Consider the following 15,293-nt stretch of genomic DNA (forward strand, 5'->3'; position numbering starts at 1 on the left):
CCTATGCTTGATCTCCATGAGTGAGATTCGCGACCTGAGCCAACCGACCGTCCCGAACGCGAGCTATCTCGACCAGATCGCCGCCGAGACTCAAACACGCAGCGAGCGAGCAGGCGAGTGGAGCTCCGAGTTCAGCGGGGCTCCCGAGTCAAGCACGGCAGGCCTCGCCGCAGCTCTCGCAGCAGCAAGATCTGATCTCGACAGGCTGCTGCATACCATCCACAAATTGGCAGAGACCGCGTTCGTCGAATACGAGTCTGTCAGTGCGATCGCCTCGCTGCTGCGCTCACGAGGCGTCGAGGTCGAGACCGGACTTTTCGGTGTCGAGACGAGTCTGCGCGCGACCACGGGAAATGGTGACGGACGCACGATCGCGATCCTCGCCGAATACGACGCACTGCCGGAGATCGGTCATGCCTGCGGGCACAACCTCATCGCCGCCTCCGGAGTCGGAGCATTCCTCGCCCTGCATGCCCTCTGGGAACGGGACCCCAGCACTGTTCCCGGCAGCGTGGTGCTGCTCGGTACGCCTGCGGAAGAGGGCCACTCGGGCAAAGAGGTCATGGCCCGCGGCGGCGCATTCGAGGGGATCGACGCAGCCATTATGGTTCACGGCTACGGGTACGACTGCGCGGAACAGGTGTGGTTGGGCAGGCGTCTGCTGACCGTCAACTACTCAGGGATCGCCGCCCACGCCTCGGCGCAGCCGTTCATGGGCCGCAACGCACTCGACGCCGCGAACCTCTTCTACCAGGGTCTTGGCCTTATTCGCCAGCAGATGCCGCCGATCTCCCGATTGCACGCCGTCATCGCTGACGGCGGGACCCGGCCCTCGATCATCACGGAAGCCGCCACAGTGCAGTGCTATGTGCGGTCGAAGTTCCCCGAAACGCTCAAGGAGCTGTCCGACAGGGTCGAGGACGCGGCCAAGGGCGCGGCCCTTATGACCGGCACCGGAGTAGAAGTCGACTGGGACGAGCATCCGCCTTCGCTTCCGGTGCGTACGAACTCCGCTCTCACACAGCGCTGGGCCGTGCATGAGGAGACGCAGGGGCGAACACCGCTGCCCGGTGGGGTGCTCGATGAGTCGATTGCAGCGTCGACCGACTTCGGCAATGTCTCCTATCGGATACCGGGCATCCACCCACTCATCAAAACCGCCGACGCCGAGGTGGCGCTGCATACCCGCGAGTTCGCGGCAGCCTCGATCACGCCCGCCGCCGAAGCTGCCGCCCATGATGCCGGCTACGGGCTGGCGTGTACTGCTTTGGACTTCCTCGTCGACGATGACCTGGCCTCCGAGGTGGTTGCAGAATTCGAACGCGACGGAGGAGCAGTAGACGTGGAGAACTACTTCAACTAGTCCGGGGAGTCCGCTCGGATCGCGACCATCGAAGAGAAGGAAGACACATGTCAACGACGACATCAGCGAAAATCGGTATCGGCCAGCGTCTGCTGGACGGGATTGAACGGATAGGCAACAAACTGCCCGAGCCGTTCACCCTCTTTCTCGGACTGTTCCTCATCACAGGAGCAATCTCAACCGGCATGGCTATAGCAGACGTGTCGGTCTCAATTCCCGGCAGCGACGAGACCGTGGCGATCAAGGGACTGTTCACCGGCGAAGGGCTGTCGTGGCTGACGACGACGATGGGCGACAACTACATCGGATTCCCGCCCTTGGCCACCGTACTGCCGATCCTCCTGGCCGTGGGCGTGGCCGAGAAGTCGGGCATGCTCGCCGCGGCTGTGCGAATCGCCTTCGGCAAGAGCCCGCGCTGGCTGCTGCCCTATGCCGTCGGCTTCGTCGGCGTGGTCGGGTCGATCATGGCCGATTCCGCCTTCATCATCATCCCGCCGCTGGCTGCGCTCGTGTTCAAGGCCGCCGGTCGACACCCGATGGCCGGCCTCATCGGCGGATTTGCCGCCACCGGCGCCGGGTATTCGACCTCGATCGTGCCGACCAGCCTCGATGCGCTCTTCGCCGGAATCACCACCTCGGTGATGGAGACGTTGCCAGACACTGACTATACGGCCGTCAACCCGGTGTCGAACTACTTCTTCAACATCGTCGCCTCGATCGTGCTGGCGGTTATCGCCGGATTCATCATCGACAAGCTCATCGAACCGAACATGGTTCGCAAAGGCGTTCCGCGCGAATACGCCGATGCCAAGGGTTCGGGCCTGGCCAAGGAATACCAGGCGAAGGACAACCCCTACGGCGAGAACTCCGTGTCTGCCGAAGAGGTCGAGGAATCGCAGAAGGAGGTCAAAGCCGAACTCGAACCCGAGGAGAAGCGGGGCCTGGTGTGGTCCCTGGCTTCGGCACTGCTGCTGACTGCGGTACTGCTCTTCGCAGTGCTCATTCCCGACTCACCCTGGCGCAATGAGGACGGCGGGTTCCTGCCGAAGTCCCCGTTGCTGTCCTCAATTGTCTTCATCGTCTTCGCCTACTTCATGCTCATGGGCGTGGTCTACGGTTTCGTCGTGCGCACCGTGCGGTCGATGAACGATCTCGTGCGTATGATGAGCCAGTCGATCGTCGACATGATGTCCTTCCTCATTCTCGCCTTCATCCTCGGTCAGTTCATCGCGCTGTTCAATTGGACGGGGATCGGTTCCTGGATCGCCGTGGCCGGTGCCTCCGGCCTCGAAGCGATAGGCCTCACCGGCTTCGCAGCGGTCATCGGGTTCATGCTCCTGGCCAGTGTGCTCAACCTCTTCATCGTCTCCGGGTCCTCGATGTGGACGCTCATGGCCGCGGTGTTCGTTCCGCTGTTCGCGCTGCTCGGCTACGAACCGGCCTTCATCCAGGCCGGATTCCGAGTCGGCGACTCGGCGACCCAGGTCATCACCCCACTCAACCCCTACATGATCGTGCTTCTGGGTCTCGTGCGCCGGTATGAGCCCAATGCCGGACTGGGTACCATCATCTCCAGGATGTTCCCGTTCGTCATACCCTTTTGGCTGGCGTGGGCTGCGCTCCTGGCGATCTGGTTCTTCTTCGACCTGCCGCTGGGCCCCGGCAACGGCATCTTCCTCAAATAGGCCGGCAGCGAGGACCTGTTCGTCCGAGCTCGGCGCACGCCACGTCTTCCACGCCGAGGCAGCATCACAGCATCTGTGTGACGCCTTCACGCCAATCTGTGGTGCCCAGATCCTTCGCAAACTCTCCGGTCTCGATCACGCAGGGGGAGTACCAGATCGGGGCGAGCTGGTTGAGTTCGTACATCGACCTCTCGAAGACTCCGGCGACGCGAGTCGTCCAGCGGGGGAGGGACAGTGGCCTCCGCGGTCTCGTTCCCAGATGCTCGTGAGTGAACTCCGCGATCTCGCCGAGTGTCGGATTCGAAGACGGTGCGATGAGCCGGCGATGCGTCCCCGCGGGGACGTCTTCGAGCAGCTGTGCCGCGCGGATCATCGCGGCAGCGAGGTCTTCGATCACGGTGATGCCGTGGGCGACATCGGAGCGTGCGGGCACAATGGCCCGATGCCATTTGGCGATCGGAGTGGTAATGCACATCTTCACCACTGAGGACCACGGCTGTGCGCTTCGGCCGAGCAGGTCTCCTGCAATGATGCTCGCCGAGGTGGCCGGGTGTTCCAGCCTCGCCTCCATGAGCTGCTGCCTGATCCGTCCCTTCTCCTCGACCGGGGCAAACGGAGAGGACTCCGTCACCGCGCTGTGGAGGCCAGCGAAGGCGTAGACCGATTCGGGGAAGATGACCGGCATGCCCAGTTCCGCGGCGACATCCATGATCGTCTTCTCCATCTGCGGCAGTACCTGTGCCCACACTCGGCTGTCATAGGGAGCATGAACGCAGGCGAAGATGACTTCGCTGCCAGCGGCGGCCTCGCGCAACTGCTCTGAGTCGGTTGCGTCCGCGCGGATACGGTCGATCCTGGCGTGGTCGGTGTAGGGCGAGTCTGCCGATCCTGAGCCGGCGGCGACAACTGGGACAGCGGCTGGAGCCGAACGGGTTGCAACTGCAACGTGTGCCCCTGCTGCTGCGAGCTGGGAGGCGATTTCGTTGCCGATCTGTCCGTAGCCGATGACGAGTGCAGATTTCATGATGATCATCCTTCGTGATGTCGTGCGGACCTCTGAGTCCACGATTAACGAGAGCACTGCTCTCTGAAATCAGAGTAGGCCGATCCTATCGGCAATTCAAGATCAGTGCTCACTATTGTTATCTTCGCTCTCTCGTTTTAGGGTTGAGGCATGACGAACTCGACTCCGCGACAGCGGGCCCGGCTGGAAACCGAAGCCCAGATCACCCGGATCGGGAACCGTATGCTCGACGACGATGGGCTCGAGGGAGTCTCACTTCGCGCCATTGCTCGAGAACTCGGAATCGTCTCAAGCGCCATCTACCGATACGTGAAGAACCGCGATGAGCTGCTGACAATACTCATCCGTGACGCGTTCACTGCGATCGCCGACGAGGTCGATGAGGCACTGACACGCGACGAGTCCGTTCTCACAGTCGGTGTGACGATGCTTGCCTGGTCGCGCCGGCATCCCAATCGGTGGGCGCTCATCTACGGCACACCCATCCCGGACTATCAGGCCCCAAGGGATGAGACCGTAGTGCCCGGGACCAGGATCATGGTGACGCTGACGAATCTGTTGGAAGAGTCCTCGGCAGGCCAGATTTCCTCTGAGCTTCCGCCATCTCACGCCTTGGACCCATTGCGTGAAGGGCTGCGGGAGCTGGGGTTGGAGCCCGATGATCAGGTGATCGTGCGCTCTGTGACCGTTTGGGCAGCACTCATCGGTCTCATCAATGCACTGCGCTTCGGGCAGTTCGGTCCGGGAGTCGAACTCGTCGAGGACGAGCTCATGCGAGGAGTCGTATCGTCCCTCGGGCACTGAGCCAGCGAACGGCACCGAGCTGGCGTCAGCGGCCGCTACGAGGAGTCCTTCACCCGTCGAGAAGCCCGCGAATGTCCTCACTCGTGATTGCCGAGGAGAAGCCCTCGCCCTCATTGACCAGGGAGTCGAAGAGCTGTGCCTTCCTCTCCTGCAGTGCCAGAACCTTCTCCTCAATGGTCTTCTCAGACACCATTCGATAGACCATGACGTTCTTCGTCTGCCCGATGCGGTGCGCACGATCAACCGCCTGAGCCTCGACCGCCGGATTCCACCAGGGGTCAAGCAAGAAGACATAGTCGGCCTCTGTCAGCGTCAGCCCGAATCCGCCGGCCTTGAGGCTGATCAGGAACACCGGTGCCTCCCCAGCCCTGAAATCATCGATGACCGCGCCGCGGTTCCGAGTGGAGCCGTCGAGGTAGCAGTAGTTGATGTTGCGATGATCGAGCTGTTCGCCGACCCGTGACAGGAACGAGGTGAACTGGCTGAAGATGATGGTGCGGTGCCCCTCGGCGATGATGTCATCGAGGTGGGAGAAGAGCGCGCTGAGCTTGCTCGATCCGATCGCCTCGTACTTCTCATCGATGAGATAGGGGTCGATGGCCAACATCCGCAGCAGTGTCAGTGACCGGAAGATGGCGAAGCGGTTGCGATCCATGTCGTTGATGAGGCCGAGGAGCTTCTTCCTCTCCTTCTGCAGGACCGTGTTGTAGAGATCCCGGTGCTTGGAGCTGAGTTCGACGCTGAGGATCTGTTCCTGCTTCGGCGGGAGGTCGGCTGCCACCAGTTCCTTGTTCCGCCGTTTCATGAACGGTCTGATCCGCCGCCGCAGCAGCGCCATGCCCTCCGGACTCTCTCCCGATTCGATGGGTAAGACGATCTCGCGACGGAACTTCTCGATGCCCGGCAGCAGCCCCGGTGAGGTGATCGAGTACAGCGACCACAGGTCGGTCAGCGAGTTCTCCATCGGAGTGCCTGTGATGGCCAGGCGGAATCGCGCCTGGATCCCCTTCGCCGCAGTGTGGACCTTGGCCGTCCGGTTCTTGACGAACTGCGCCTCGTCGAGGACGAAGGTGTCCCACACGATCGACCTGAAGGCCTGAGCGTCGAGGCGCAGAATCGCATAGGAGGTGATGACGAGGTCGGCATCCTCGATCTCCTCGGCCAGGGCAGTCTTCCGCTTCTTCTCTGTGGCCGAGATAGTGGTGACTCGCAGACCAGGTGCGAACTTCTCGGCCTCCGCACGCCACGTCGACATCACCGATGTGGGTGCGACGACGAGAATGGGGGAGGCATTCGCCGTCGTGTTCTTGATATGAGTGAACAGGCTAAGTGCCTGCAGAGTTTTACCCAAACCCATATCGTCGGCCAGGATGCCGCCGAGTCCGCTGGACCACAGTGCGGCCAGCCAGCTGAACCCTTCCTGTTGGTAGGGCCGCAGTGTGGCCTCGATTCCCTCCGGCACGTCGAGAGACGGAATCTCGCCGAGGTGGCTGAGCGCTTCGACCGAACGTCGCCATGAGGCCGCCGCTGTGGAGTCGTCGACGAGTTCGTCGAATTCGGCCCACAGATCCATGTGATAGCGCGAGAGGCGAGGTGAGTCCGGCTGCCAATCCGCAATGACATCCGATTCAGCGAGCATGCGACGAAACTTGTCGAAGAAGGGCCCGTCGAGGGAGAAGTACGCGCCATCGGGCAGGACTATCATCTCTGCCCCCTGTGCGAGGGCGACGAACAGGTCGGCGAAGCGAACCTTCTGTCCGGCAATCATGATGTGGAAGCGAATGTCGAACCAGTCGCTGTCTTCGGCCTCGTCGGTCGACATCGACACCAACGGTGCTTCGGTGACTTCCCGATAGTCCGGGCGATCGCCGACCTCATGGACCTCGAGATGGTCGATGTCGCTCAGGGTGGGCAGGAGCTTGTCGACGAAGACAGCCGTCTGCAGACCGTCGAGGTCCACGGTGCCTGCATGACCCAACGCACTGGGGAGGGTCAGTGGGACTGGGATTGCCGCAACCGTGGAGCTGAGATTCGCGAGCACGGTGTCTTCGTGTTCAATGCTGCGGTCGCGGTCTGGTGCTGAACCTCGGCGGATCGGGAACGTATGAGTCGGGTGATGGTAGTGCCACTCCCACGTCAGATGTGCACCATGATCTCCGTAGGTGACGGTGAGCGCGAGGTCGGGAGGGACGAGCACGGGCAGGGTCACCGAATCGTCAGAGGAGATGACGGTGGTGGCATAGGCGAGCTTGGGATAGAAGCCTGTGAAGAAGTCATCCATCTGGTCCTTCGAGATGGTGACCGGCTCCGAACGACGCAGCATCTCAACGACCGCATGGTCGGTGGTCTTCTCTGCAGGTGCCAGGACGAGGGCGAGTCCTGCCGCGGTCGAGATTCCGTAGAAGCCATGATCGTCGATCGGCCCGCTGAGCCCTTGGTCGAACGGTTCTTCGTCAACGGTGATCAGGGAGCGAACCTCGAGCCCCTGTGGCGTCGCGACCACATCGCATTCCGTGGTGGCCTCGTCAGCCAGGCGGACCGTGAGCTCGCGGCGGGTGCCGACAAGTTCGATGCCCAAAGTCCTCGCCTGATCGAAGAGATGCCACAGCAAGGGTGAGGCGAACCAGTCAAGGACCACAGTGTCCTCATTGGTCACAAGGCGATTCGAGTTGATGGCAGAGAGCCCGTACAGCTGAGCGAACCATGCCGCCTGACCGCGCGCATAGGCGCGGGTGGTGGAGTTGTTGGCGATGTTGGACCAGGACACGTTGCCCTTGATCCAGTTGCGGCGTGCCCCCTCCATCAGAGGACGCAGAGTGACGACGAGGTCGGTGTAACCGGTCAGCTTCGTGCGCGTGATCGGGTGCACTTCGAAGTTCCCGAAGCGAGTGCGCCGCAGTTCGGAGATCTCGAAGCCGAGCGCAAGCCGCGTCGGTGCAGTCCCAGCCAGGGTGCCGCCGGGGCCAGAGGCCCACACCGATGCATCGACGCGGTCGGAGGAGAAACCGGAGAGGATCGACTTCCAATCCGACTCCGCACGCCGAGGTGACGACGTCCCACTGCGGGAAGCTGTTCTGCTGCGGGCAGTCTGCCAGCTGGGAGGGTCGGGGGAACTGCGTTGGTCCGGGTCGTGCAGTGCCGTCGAACCGAATGGAGCCACCTGCCGAACCGATGCCGCCATGAGCGCAGCCACCACATGTTTGCAGTCTCCGCCCACGGGGCATGTGCACTGCGAGGAGAGCACGGTGAATGATTTCGCCGTGGGACTGTGTCGCTTCAGCCGCACGATGCTGGTGTAATCCTGTGCCGCGCTGCCTGCGACGTCTGCCCGCAGAGTATTGTCCTCGGGGTCCCAACGTGCCTGCCCGACCATGCCCTTGTTGGCGTAGCTGCGTCCGCGCTCGTAGAACGTGGTGCCGAAGTAGTCCTGCAACTCCTTGGCACTCACGTACGGCAATTCTACGGGAGACATAGGACGATGGTCTCACCCGGCACTGACATGACAGAAGCGGCCCCCGACCAGTGGTCGGGAGCCGCAGCGGATATCTTGGGGCCATGGCGCAAGACGAAAGAGTCGGCACGCACGGTGGGGTGTCTCAGCGAACAGGGCCTGTGTACTTCTCGCCGGGACCCTGTCCTGGCTCATCCTGAATCGCCGAGGCTTCGCGGAAGGCCAGCTGGAGGCTGCGCAGGCCGTCGCGCAGAGGGCGAGCATGGTGGTCGCCGATGACGGTGGCGGCGCCGGTGACCAGGCCGGCCAGCGCAGTGATGAGCTTGCGTGCCTCGTCCAGGTCCTGCAGCTCTGCTGCGGGAGCCTCGGGGGAGTCTTCGGCCAGTCCGCATTTGACGGCGGCAGCGGACATCAAGTGCACGGCTGCTGATGTGATGACCTCGATGGCTGGTACTTCGGCGATGTCACGCGTGACATCGGCAACCGCCTCGGCGGGTACAGAATTTTCAGAACTCATGGGACTAGCTTGACATATGAACGACGCGTCGATTGCACGTTCGGCCTCGATGTGCGAAGAGTCATGAAGCGTAGTACACTAAGTCGTGGTGCGAAGCGGGGTCTGACTCCCACCTTGATCGCGTAGAGCGATCGGGTCCAATGATCTGATGATCGACAGTCCAGGTGCAAGCCTGAGGCAGAAGATTTCAGATCGAGGTGTATTCACTTGAAGTGCTGCGGTTTCAATACCGTGCTCTGATGTGTGTGCAGGCTCCCTTGGCATGTGGTCAATGGGAGCCTTTTCTATTGCCACGACATCATTTGAGCGAAAAAGGAGTGAACACATCAGCGAGACGCGCATCAATGACCGGATTCGGGTTCCCGAGGTCCGGTTGGTCGGACCCAACGGTGAACAGGTCGGTATCGTTGCCATTCGCAAGGCACTCGACCTCGCTCGCGAGGCAGATCTCGACTTGGTCGAGGTTGCACCGCAGGCGAAGCCTCCCGTCGCCAAACTCATGGACTACGGGAAATTCAAATACGAATCTGCTCAGAAGGCCAGAGAAGCCCGTAAGAACCAGGCGAACACTGCGCTGAAAGAGATCCGCTTCCGTCTCAAGATCGATGAACACGACTACGAGACGAAGAAGGGGCATGTGACCCGCTTCCTGGACGGTGGCGACAAGGTCAAAGTCATGATCATGTTCCGCGGACGTGAACAGTCCCGCCCTGAAATGGGCATCAAACTGCTCAACCGCCTGGCCGAAGATGTGTCGGACCTCGGCACCGTCGAATCCTCACCACGGGTCGACGGACGCAACATGGTGATGGTCATTGCCCCACATAAGTCAAAATCCGACGCCAAGGCCGAGGCCCGCAAGGCATCATCAGATGCCAAGGGCAACGTCGCCGAGGTGAAGTCCCGACGTGATCGTGTCGCTGCAGAGAAGCAGGCAGCGCCCGACGCGTGAGAAGTAAGTACCGATTCGCTGGATCCTGAACGGTTCCAGCGTGTGAAGTAGTTGCCGGTGGTCGCCACCGACAACGAAATGCAAAGGAGAACGGCTCGATGCCGAAGCAGAAGACGAACAGCAGCGCCAAGAAGCGCATGCGTGTGACGGGTACTGGCAAGATCATGCGTGAAGGTGTGAACAACCAGCACAAGTTCGAGGGCAAGTCCTCGGCCCGTAAGCGTCGCGTTGCGGAGGACCAGGTCCTCACCGGCGGAGATCGCGCCAAAGCCCGCAAGCTTCTGGGCAAGCTCAAGGGCAGGTGAGACCCACTCGGGTCTCCATCCCGGGCAGCCACTGATGTGGTTCCCATAGCTTGAACCAGACTCCGGCACTGCCGGTAGAACTAATTTTGAAGGAGTAACACGTGGCACGTGTTAAGAGAGCGGTCAACGCTCACAAGAAGCGCCGGGTCATCCTTGACCGGGCAAGCGGCTACCGGGGACAGCGTTCGCGCCTGTACCGCAAGGCCAAAGAGCAGGTCATTCACTCGCTGGTTTACAGCTACCGTGACCGTCGCGCCCGCAAGGGTGACTTCCGTCGCCTGTGGATCCAGCGCATCAACGCCGGTGCTCGCGCCAACGGCATGACGTACAACCGCTTCATCCAGGGCCTCAAGGCCGCTGACGTCGTGGTCGACCGCCGTATGCTCGCTGAGCTCGCCGTCAATGATTCAGCCACCTTCGCGCACCTGATCAAGGTCGCCAAGGAAGCTCTTCCGGCTGACGTCAACGCAGCGAAGACCGCCGCAGCCTGAGCTGCCGGTCCTCATCCTCTCAACGGCCCCGAACTTACTTGGTTCGGGGCCGTTGATTTTGTCTCACACCTAGTCTCTCCAGCAAGAATGCGGGCCAGCGAACTTCATGAAACTTCCAGACGCCATCTCCTCACCGAACTCGAAGCGGGTTAAGAACGCGGTCAAGCTGCTTAAACGTCACAGCCGCAAGACGATGGGACAGTTCCTCGTCGAAGGGCCCCAGGCCGTGCGTGAGGCCCTGGAACGACACGCCGAACTCGATCTTCCCGGCCAGGCGCCTGGCGTTCCAGACTGGGTGGGATCGGCCGTGGATCCGCGAGGCGCAGTCGTCGAGCTCTTCATCACCGAAGAGGCCGCCGAGGCGCATCCGGAGTTCGTCGAGACCGTCAAGGACTGCGACATCCGCTGGAACATCATCACCGACGAGGTGCTCACCGAGCTGTCCGCAACCGTGAACTCACAGGGCGTCGTCGCCGTCTGCGAACGCATCGACGTCGACCTGACTTCGGTCATTGACAAGGAAGCGCAGCTCATCGTCGTCCTCTCCCAGGTCCGCGACCCCGGTAATGCCGGCACGATCATCCGTCTCGCCGATGCCGCAGGGGCCGATGCTGTGGTCCTCACCTCGTCAAGCGTCGACATCTACAACGACAAGACCGTCCGCTCCACAGCCGGTTCCCTGTTCCATGTTCCCGTGGTCACCGGGGTCGGACTCGCCGAGGTGACCGAACTGGCTCGTGCCCGCGGCCTGCAGATACTCGCCGCCGATGCCAACGACCAGTCTCACGACATCCACCATCCCTGGGATAGCGGACTCGACCTGACCGCCCGCACCACCTGGGTCTTCGGCAACGAAGCCTGGGGGATGAGGACAGAAGACCTCGAACTCTGTGACTCCTCGGCGGCTGTTCCGATCTACGGTAAAGCTGAGAGCCTCAACCTGGCGACTGCTGCCAGCGTGTGCATCTACGAGAGTGCTCGCAACCAGCGGATGTGAGTCGCAGGCCTAGCGTTCAACGAATTCTGCTGCCGAACGTGATTCGACTGCGTCCGGCTTGAACCGAGCAAGTGTTCCAGATCAGAGCGACGTCTGCTAGCGTTGAAAGCAAGGTACCTGTCTATTAATGCGTGAGGCGCAGGACGGAGCGAAGCAATGCCTGGCACGAAAATTTGGCCGCAGTCGCTGTCGGAACTGCAAGCGAGGTGCGCGCGGGATGTGCTGAACTCTGTCCTGGTATGCATCGCGATCGCCGCACTGTTCTGGGCCATCAACTTCGGTACCAGCTCTTCGCCCTCGGTCCCGCGCCTGCTCGTCACTGCGACGATGCCAGCTATGATTTTCGGGGACCTTATTCGTTACTTCCGTGCAAAGAGGCGTTTCGACTTCGTACAGCCGTTGCCTGCTGGGGCGTCGCCGGCTTAAGCTCTCTCAGGTGGAAGTCGCTGCAGCAGTTGCGTCGTCTAACTGCCTGCGGTTATTCCACCTATTGACAACGGGGAGAAGTAGGGTTTATGACCACACAGCAACACGAAGGATTCTTCTCGAAGACTGAGTGGAAATTCGTTGGCTTTTTTGCACTCGCGTTCGTTCTCACTCCGGTGTTCTACGGCCTGCCGTTGTTGAGTCCGCTGTTCGCTCTGTCGACCAGTCTCAGGCGCGAGCGGCGAAAAATGATGTGGCTCTGGATCGTTGCATCGATCCTGGTGCTGATGTCAATCGCCCCGTTCATTCTTAAGGCGGCTGGGCTGAGTAACTTCGTCGTCGAATAGTCGACGCAGTGACGACAATAGGGACGTGTCCTACCCAGCCGATACGGTGGACACCATGACGACTGAAGCTCCACGCGCACCGAAGATCACGCTGACGAACTTGACGCCCGGCTACCTCGGCGACATTGGTCCGGAGGAGTTCCTCGAGGGCATGGAGTTGAAGGACCTTGACCTCGCCGAGGTGGATTCCACCCAGGCCACGTACCTGGACTCATCTTTGTCCCGGGTGAACTTCGGTGACGCCGAGTCTCCCGTGAACCTCACCGGTGCACGGTTCTCCGGCAGCAGAATCGAGGACTGCCGGGCCGACACCTGGACTATGCCGCGGGGGAGTCTCGTCCACACCGAGATCTCGGGCACTCGGATCGGTGCAGGGGTGGTTCATGACAGCGTGTGGGAGAAGGTCGTTCTCAGCAACTGTCGGATCTCCTACCTCAACCTGCGCGGAGCCAAACTCACCGACGTCGAATTCCGCGACTGCGTCATCGACGAGATCGACCTCGACCGGGCCAAAGTCAACAGGGTGTCATTTCCCGGTTCGAGCGTCGGGGTGCTGCAGTGCGAGAGCGCGACTTTGGGCAATGTGGATCTGCGGGGTCTGCAGCCGCATAAGATCTCGGGTGTCCACTCGCTGCGGGGTGCCACCATCGATGAGATGCAGATGATGCTCTTCGCCGAACTCTTCGCCAGCGAACTCGGCATCACGGTCGAATGACCGCCGCCGAGGTTGGTGCAGCTGGTCAATCGGGTCAGGAACGAGAGGAGCAGCGCTGATGTTCTACGCGCCCATGGCGGGTTACCTGATCGTGGCTGCAGTCAGCGTCGTTCTGATCGTCGCTGTGCGCAGACAGGCGATCGGCAGGAACTCTGCGATAGGCATACGTACGCGGCACACGCTGGCCTCCGATGCCGCATGGGAGGCAGGCCAACGAGCAGGCGTGCCCTACCTCTTTGGCATGGCCGTCATCAGTATCGGCCATGCCGTGGCACTGCTGTGCGTTGAACTCTCGAATGCCACGACGGCCGGCCACATACTGGCCCTGCTCGGGTGGGTTCTCATCCTCGTCTGCGCAGTACTTGCCGTCAGAGCGGCAAATGCTGCATCGAGATCAGCCGGCCAGTGAGGCCAATCCGGCCGTTGGCTGACCCGCACCGTTTACCGGCCTTACTGCGCGTCCAGCGCCGCAGCCTCCCGCTGACCCAGTTCGTCGATGAGCACTCGCTCGTTCTCCGAATAGTCCACGGGTACGACCACGAGGTGGACTCCGCCGGCGGCAAAGGCGGACTCGAGGACGTCATGCATGTCGTCGACATTTTCCAGCCGGTGCCCGGTGGCCCCGTAGGACTCGGCATAGGCGACGAACTCCGGATTGCCGAACGTCAGGCCGTAGTCGGGCATGCCGTCCACGGCCTGCTTCCACCGGATCATGCCGTAGGAGCTGTCTTCGAGGACGAGCACCACGAGGTCAAGGCCGAGGCGAACAGCGGTCTCCATCTCCTGGCTGTTCATCATGAACCCGCCGTCTCCGACGACTGCCATGACCCGGCGTTCCGGGTAGGTCAGCTTCGCTGCCATGGCAGACGGCAGACCGGCCCCCATGGTGGCAAGTGCATTGTCGAGGAGGAGTGTATTGGCCCGGGTGGTGCGGTAGTTTCGGGCGAACCAGATCTTGTACATGCCGTTGTCCAACGCCACGATCCCGTCGACGGGCATGACCTCGCGTACCTCGGCGACGATGCGCTGCGGAATGAACCGGTCATCGTTCGACCGTTCTTCGATCTTCTCCAGAATTCCTGCCCGCATCGGCAGCAGTGCTCCGGCATTGGGCACGTGTCCGACGAGTTCCACGGCGAGACGGTCGAGGCTGGGCCCGAGGTCACCGATGGTCTCAACCTGCGGGAAGTAGACCTGCTCGACGACGGCTGCCCGGTAGCCGACGTGGACGACAGTCGGTCCGTTCTCATCCATCGTAAACGGTGGCTTCTCGGTCGTATCGTGGCCGATGGTGACGATGACGTCGGCCTTCTCGATTGCGTCGTGGACGTAGTCCCGGCTGGTCAGGGCCGCCGTGCCCATGTACAGGCCGGACGAGCCGGACACGGATCCCTTGCCCATCTGAGTGGTGAAATAGGGGATGCGCACCCGGGAGACGAACCGTGAGAGCGCCTCGCTGCAGTCCGAGCGCGAGGCATCGGCGCCGAGCATGAGCAGTGGCCGCTTGGCATTCCGGATCACCTGGGCTGCGGCATCGACGGCGTCATCGCTGGCAGTCGCCCGTCCATTCGTGTGCGGTTGGATCAGGTCTGCATGCTCGACAGGCATGGCGGCAATGTCCTCGGGAAGCTCCAGGTGGACCGGGCCCGGCCGTTCGGACCGGGCGACGCGGAAGGCCTCCCTGATCATGGTGGGGACCATGTTCGCCGAGGTGATCTGTCGGCTGTCCTTCGTCAGCGGCTTCATCGTCGCCACAGTATTCACGATCTGGAAGCGCGCCTGCTCGGCCGTGCGGATCCCCTTCTGTCCGGTGATCATGATCACCGGCATCCCGCCGAGGTGGGCGTAGGCCGCACCGGTCGCTAGGTTAAGTGCGCCCGGGCCCAGGGTGGTCAGACACACCCCCGGTTTGCCCGTCAGCCGCCCGTAGGTCGCGGCCATGAAGGCAGCGGCCTGTTCGTGGCGGGTGAGGACGAATTCGATCGAGGACTGGCGAAGAGAATCGATGAAATCGATGTTCTCCTCACCGGGGATGCCGAAGATGCGTTCGACTCCCTCGTTCTCCAGGGCCTTGACCATGACATCGGAAGCTCGCTGAGTCGTCATGTTTCGACACTACATCTTTTGGAGTGGGGCCTCGATGACTCAGCTCACAGATGTGGGGACGGACCGGGATCCGGTGGAGCCACCTCGGCGAGGGTGGAAGTCACAGGGGT

At 61.8% G+C, this 15,293-nt stretch carries 14 protein-coding genes; 10 read left to right on the top strand and 4 right to left on the bottom strand.

Annotation, left to right across the window (positions count from 1 at the left end; genetic code table 11):
* Positions 1 to 16: 16 nt before the first annotated feature.
* Together BANT918_RS08170 and BANT918_RS08175 are read left to right on the top strand one after the other, a co-directional pair.
* Positions 17 to 1,363 (top strand): M20 family metallopeptidase, encoded by a 1,347-nt coding sequence (locus BANT918_RS08170; protein ID WP_101619771.1) that lies wholly within the window; start codon positions 17 to 19, stop codon positions 1,361 to 1,363.
* Positions 1,364 to 1,410: 47 nt separating this feature from the next.
* Positions 1,411 to 3,048, top strand: coding sequence for an AbgT family transporter (locus BANT918_RS08175; RefSeq protein ID WP_009885059.1), 1,638 nt, complete (start codon positions 1,411 to 1,413; stop codon positions 3,046 to 3,048).
* Between the two features lie 64 nt (positions 3,049 to 3,112).
* On the opposite strand, the gene BANT918_RS08180 is transcribed toward BANT918_RS08175, so the two are convergent.
* Positions 3,113 to 4,072, bottom strand: coding sequence for an NAD(P)-binding domain-containing protein (locus BANT918_RS08180; RefSeq protein WP_167389418.1), 960 nt, complete (start codon positions 4,070 to 4,072; stop codon positions 3,113 to 3,115).
* 150 nt (positions 4,073 to 4,222) lie between these two features.
* Between BANT918_RS08180 and BANT918_RS08185 the strand changes: the two genes are divergently transcribed.
* On the top strand, positions 4,223 to 4,876 hold the full coding sequence (locus tag BANT918_RS08185; protein ID WP_101619773.1) for a TetR/AcrR family transcriptional regulator: 654 nt from the start codon (positions 4,223 to 4,225) through the stop codon (positions 4,874 to 4,876).
* Between the two features lie 49 nt (positions 4,877 to 4,925).
* On the opposite strand, the gene BANT918_RS08190 is transcribed toward BANT918_RS08185, so the two are convergent.
* On the bottom strand, positions 4,926 to 8,324 hold the full coding sequence (locus tag BANT918_RS08190; protein WP_167389419.1) for a DEAD/DEAH box helicase: 3,399 nt from the start codon (positions 8,322 to 8,324) through the stop codon (positions 4,926 to 4,928).
* A 148-nt stretch (positions 8,325 to 8,472) separates the two neighbouring features.
* Positions 8,473 to 8,844, bottom strand: a complete 372-nt coding sequence (locus tag BANT918_RS08195) for a DUF1844 domain-containing protein (protein ID WP_009885055.1) — start codon at positions 8,842 to 8,844, stop codon at positions 8,473 to 8,475.
* A 271-nt stretch (positions 8,845 to 9,115) separates the two neighbouring features.
* On the opposite strand from BANT918_RS08195, the gene infC reads away from it, so the two are divergent.
* The 7 genes from infC (at position 9,116) to BANT918_RS08235 (ending at position 13,486) form a co-directional block, all read left to right on the top strand.
* The gene (gene infC / locus BANT918_RS08200) at positions 9,116 to 9,796 is read left to right on the top strand and encodes a translation initiation factor IF-3 (RefSeq protein WP_101619775.1); all 681 of its coding nucleotides are present in this window, start codon (positions 9,116 to 9,118) and stop codon (positions 9,794 to 9,796) included.
* 98 nt (positions 9,797 to 9,894) lie between these two features.
* On the top strand, positions 9,895 to 10,101 hold the full coding sequence (rpmI, locus tag BANT918_RS08205; RefSeq protein WP_009885053.1) for a 50S ribosomal protein L35: 207 nt from the start codon (positions 9,895 to 9,897) through the stop codon (positions 10,099 to 10,101).
* A gap of 101 nt (positions 10,102 to 10,202) precedes the next feature.
* Positions 10,203 to 10,592, top strand: a complete 390-nt coding sequence (gene rplT, locus BANT918_RS08210; protein ID WP_101619776.1) for a 50S ribosomal protein L20 — start codon at positions 10,203 to 10,205, stop codon at positions 10,590 to 10,592.
* A gap of 106 nt (positions 10,593 to 10,698) precedes the next feature.
* The gene (locus BANT918_RS08215) at positions 10,699 to 11,589 is read left to right on the top strand and encodes a TrmH family RNA methyltransferase (RefSeq protein WP_101619777.1); all 891 of its coding nucleotides are present in this window, start codon (positions 10,699 to 10,701) and stop codon (positions 11,587 to 11,589) included.
* 515 nt (positions 11,590 to 12,104) lie between these two features.
* Positions 12,105 to 12,362, top strand: a complete 258-nt coding sequence (locus BANT918_RS08225; RefSeq protein WP_009885049.1) for a hypothetical protein — start codon at positions 12,105 to 12,107, stop codon at positions 12,360 to 12,362.
* 55 nt (positions 12,363 to 12,417) lie between these two features.
* Complete coding sequence (locus BANT918_RS08230) at positions 12,418 to 13,077, top strand: pentapeptide repeat-containing protein (protein WP_035279612.1); 660 nt, start codon at positions 12,418 to 12,420, stop codon at positions 13,075 to 13,077.
* 58 nt (positions 13,078 to 13,135) lie between these two features.
* Positions 13,136 to 13,486: an SdpI family protein gene (locus BANT918_RS08235; RefSeq protein ID WP_096162389.1), complete on the top strand. Its 351-nt coding sequence runs from the start codon at positions 13,136 to 13,138 to the stop codon at positions 13,484 to 13,486.
* A gap of 41 nt (positions 13,487 to 13,527) precedes the next feature.
* Here the strand turns inward: BANT918_RS08235 and BANT918_RS08240 are convergent, their stop codons facing one another.
* On the bottom strand, positions 13,528 to 15,183 hold the full coding sequence (locus BANT918_RS08240; protein WP_096157221.1) for an acetolactate synthase large subunit: 1,656 nt from the start codon (positions 15,181 to 15,183) through the stop codon (positions 13,528 to 13,530).
* Positions 15,184 to 15,293: the final 110 nt, after the last annotated feature.

Origin of the sequence: Brevibacterium antiquum CNRZ 918, from assembly GCF_900169145.1 — a bacterium.
Lineage (GTDB): Bacteria > Actinomycetota > Actinomycetes > Actinomycetales > Brevibacteriaceae > Brevibacterium > Brevibacterium koreense.

Bases quoted from the DNA above. Each gene is read 5' to 3' on its own strand.
- BANT918_RS08170 (WP_101619771.1), top strand. From the start codon at position 17: ATGAGTGAGATTCGCGACCTGAGCCAACCGACCGTCCCGAACGCGAGC.
- BANT918_RS08175 (WP_009885059.1), top strand. From the start codon at position 1,411: ATGTCAACGACGACATCAGCGAAAATCGGTATCGGCCAGCGTCTGCTG.
- BANT918_RS08180 (WP_167389418.1), bottom strand. From the start codon at position 4,072: ATGAAATCTGCACTCGTCATCGGCTACGGACAGATCGGCAACGAAATC.
- BANT918_RS08185 (WP_101619773.1), top strand. From the start codon at position 4,223: ATGACGAACTCGACTCCGCGACAGCGGGCCCGGCTGGAAACCGAAGCC.
- BANT918_RS08195 (WP_009885055.1), bottom strand. From the start codon at position 8,844: ATGAGTTCTGAAAATTCTGTACCCGCCGAGGCGGTTGCCGATGTCACG.
- infC (WP_101619775.1), top strand. From the start codon at position 9,116: ATGGGAGCCTTTTCTATTGCCACGACATCATTTGAGCGAAAAAGGAGT.
- rpmI (WP_009885053.1), top strand. From the start codon at position 9,895: ATGCCGAAGCAGAAGACGAACAGCAGCGCCAAGAAGCGCATGCGTGTG.
- BANT918_RS08215 (WP_101619777.1), top strand. From the start codon at position 10,699: ATGAAACTTCCAGACGCCATCTCCTCACCGAACTCGAAGCGGGTTAAG.
- BANT918_RS08225 (WP_009885049.1), top strand. From the start codon at position 12,105: ATGACCACACAGCAACACGAAGGATTCTTCTCGAAGACTGAGTGGAAA.
- BANT918_RS08230 (WP_035279612.1), top strand. From the start codon at position 12,418: ATGACGACTGAAGCTCCACGCGCACCGAAGATCACGCTGACGAACTTG.
- BANT918_RS08235 (WP_096162389.1), top strand. From the start codon at position 13,136: ATGTTCTACGCGCCCATGGCGGGTTACCTGATCGTGGCTGCAGTCAGC.
- BANT918_RS08240 (WP_096157221.1), bottom strand. From the start codon at position 15,183: ATGACGACTCAGCGAGCTTCCGATGTCATGGTCAAGGCCCTGGAGAAC.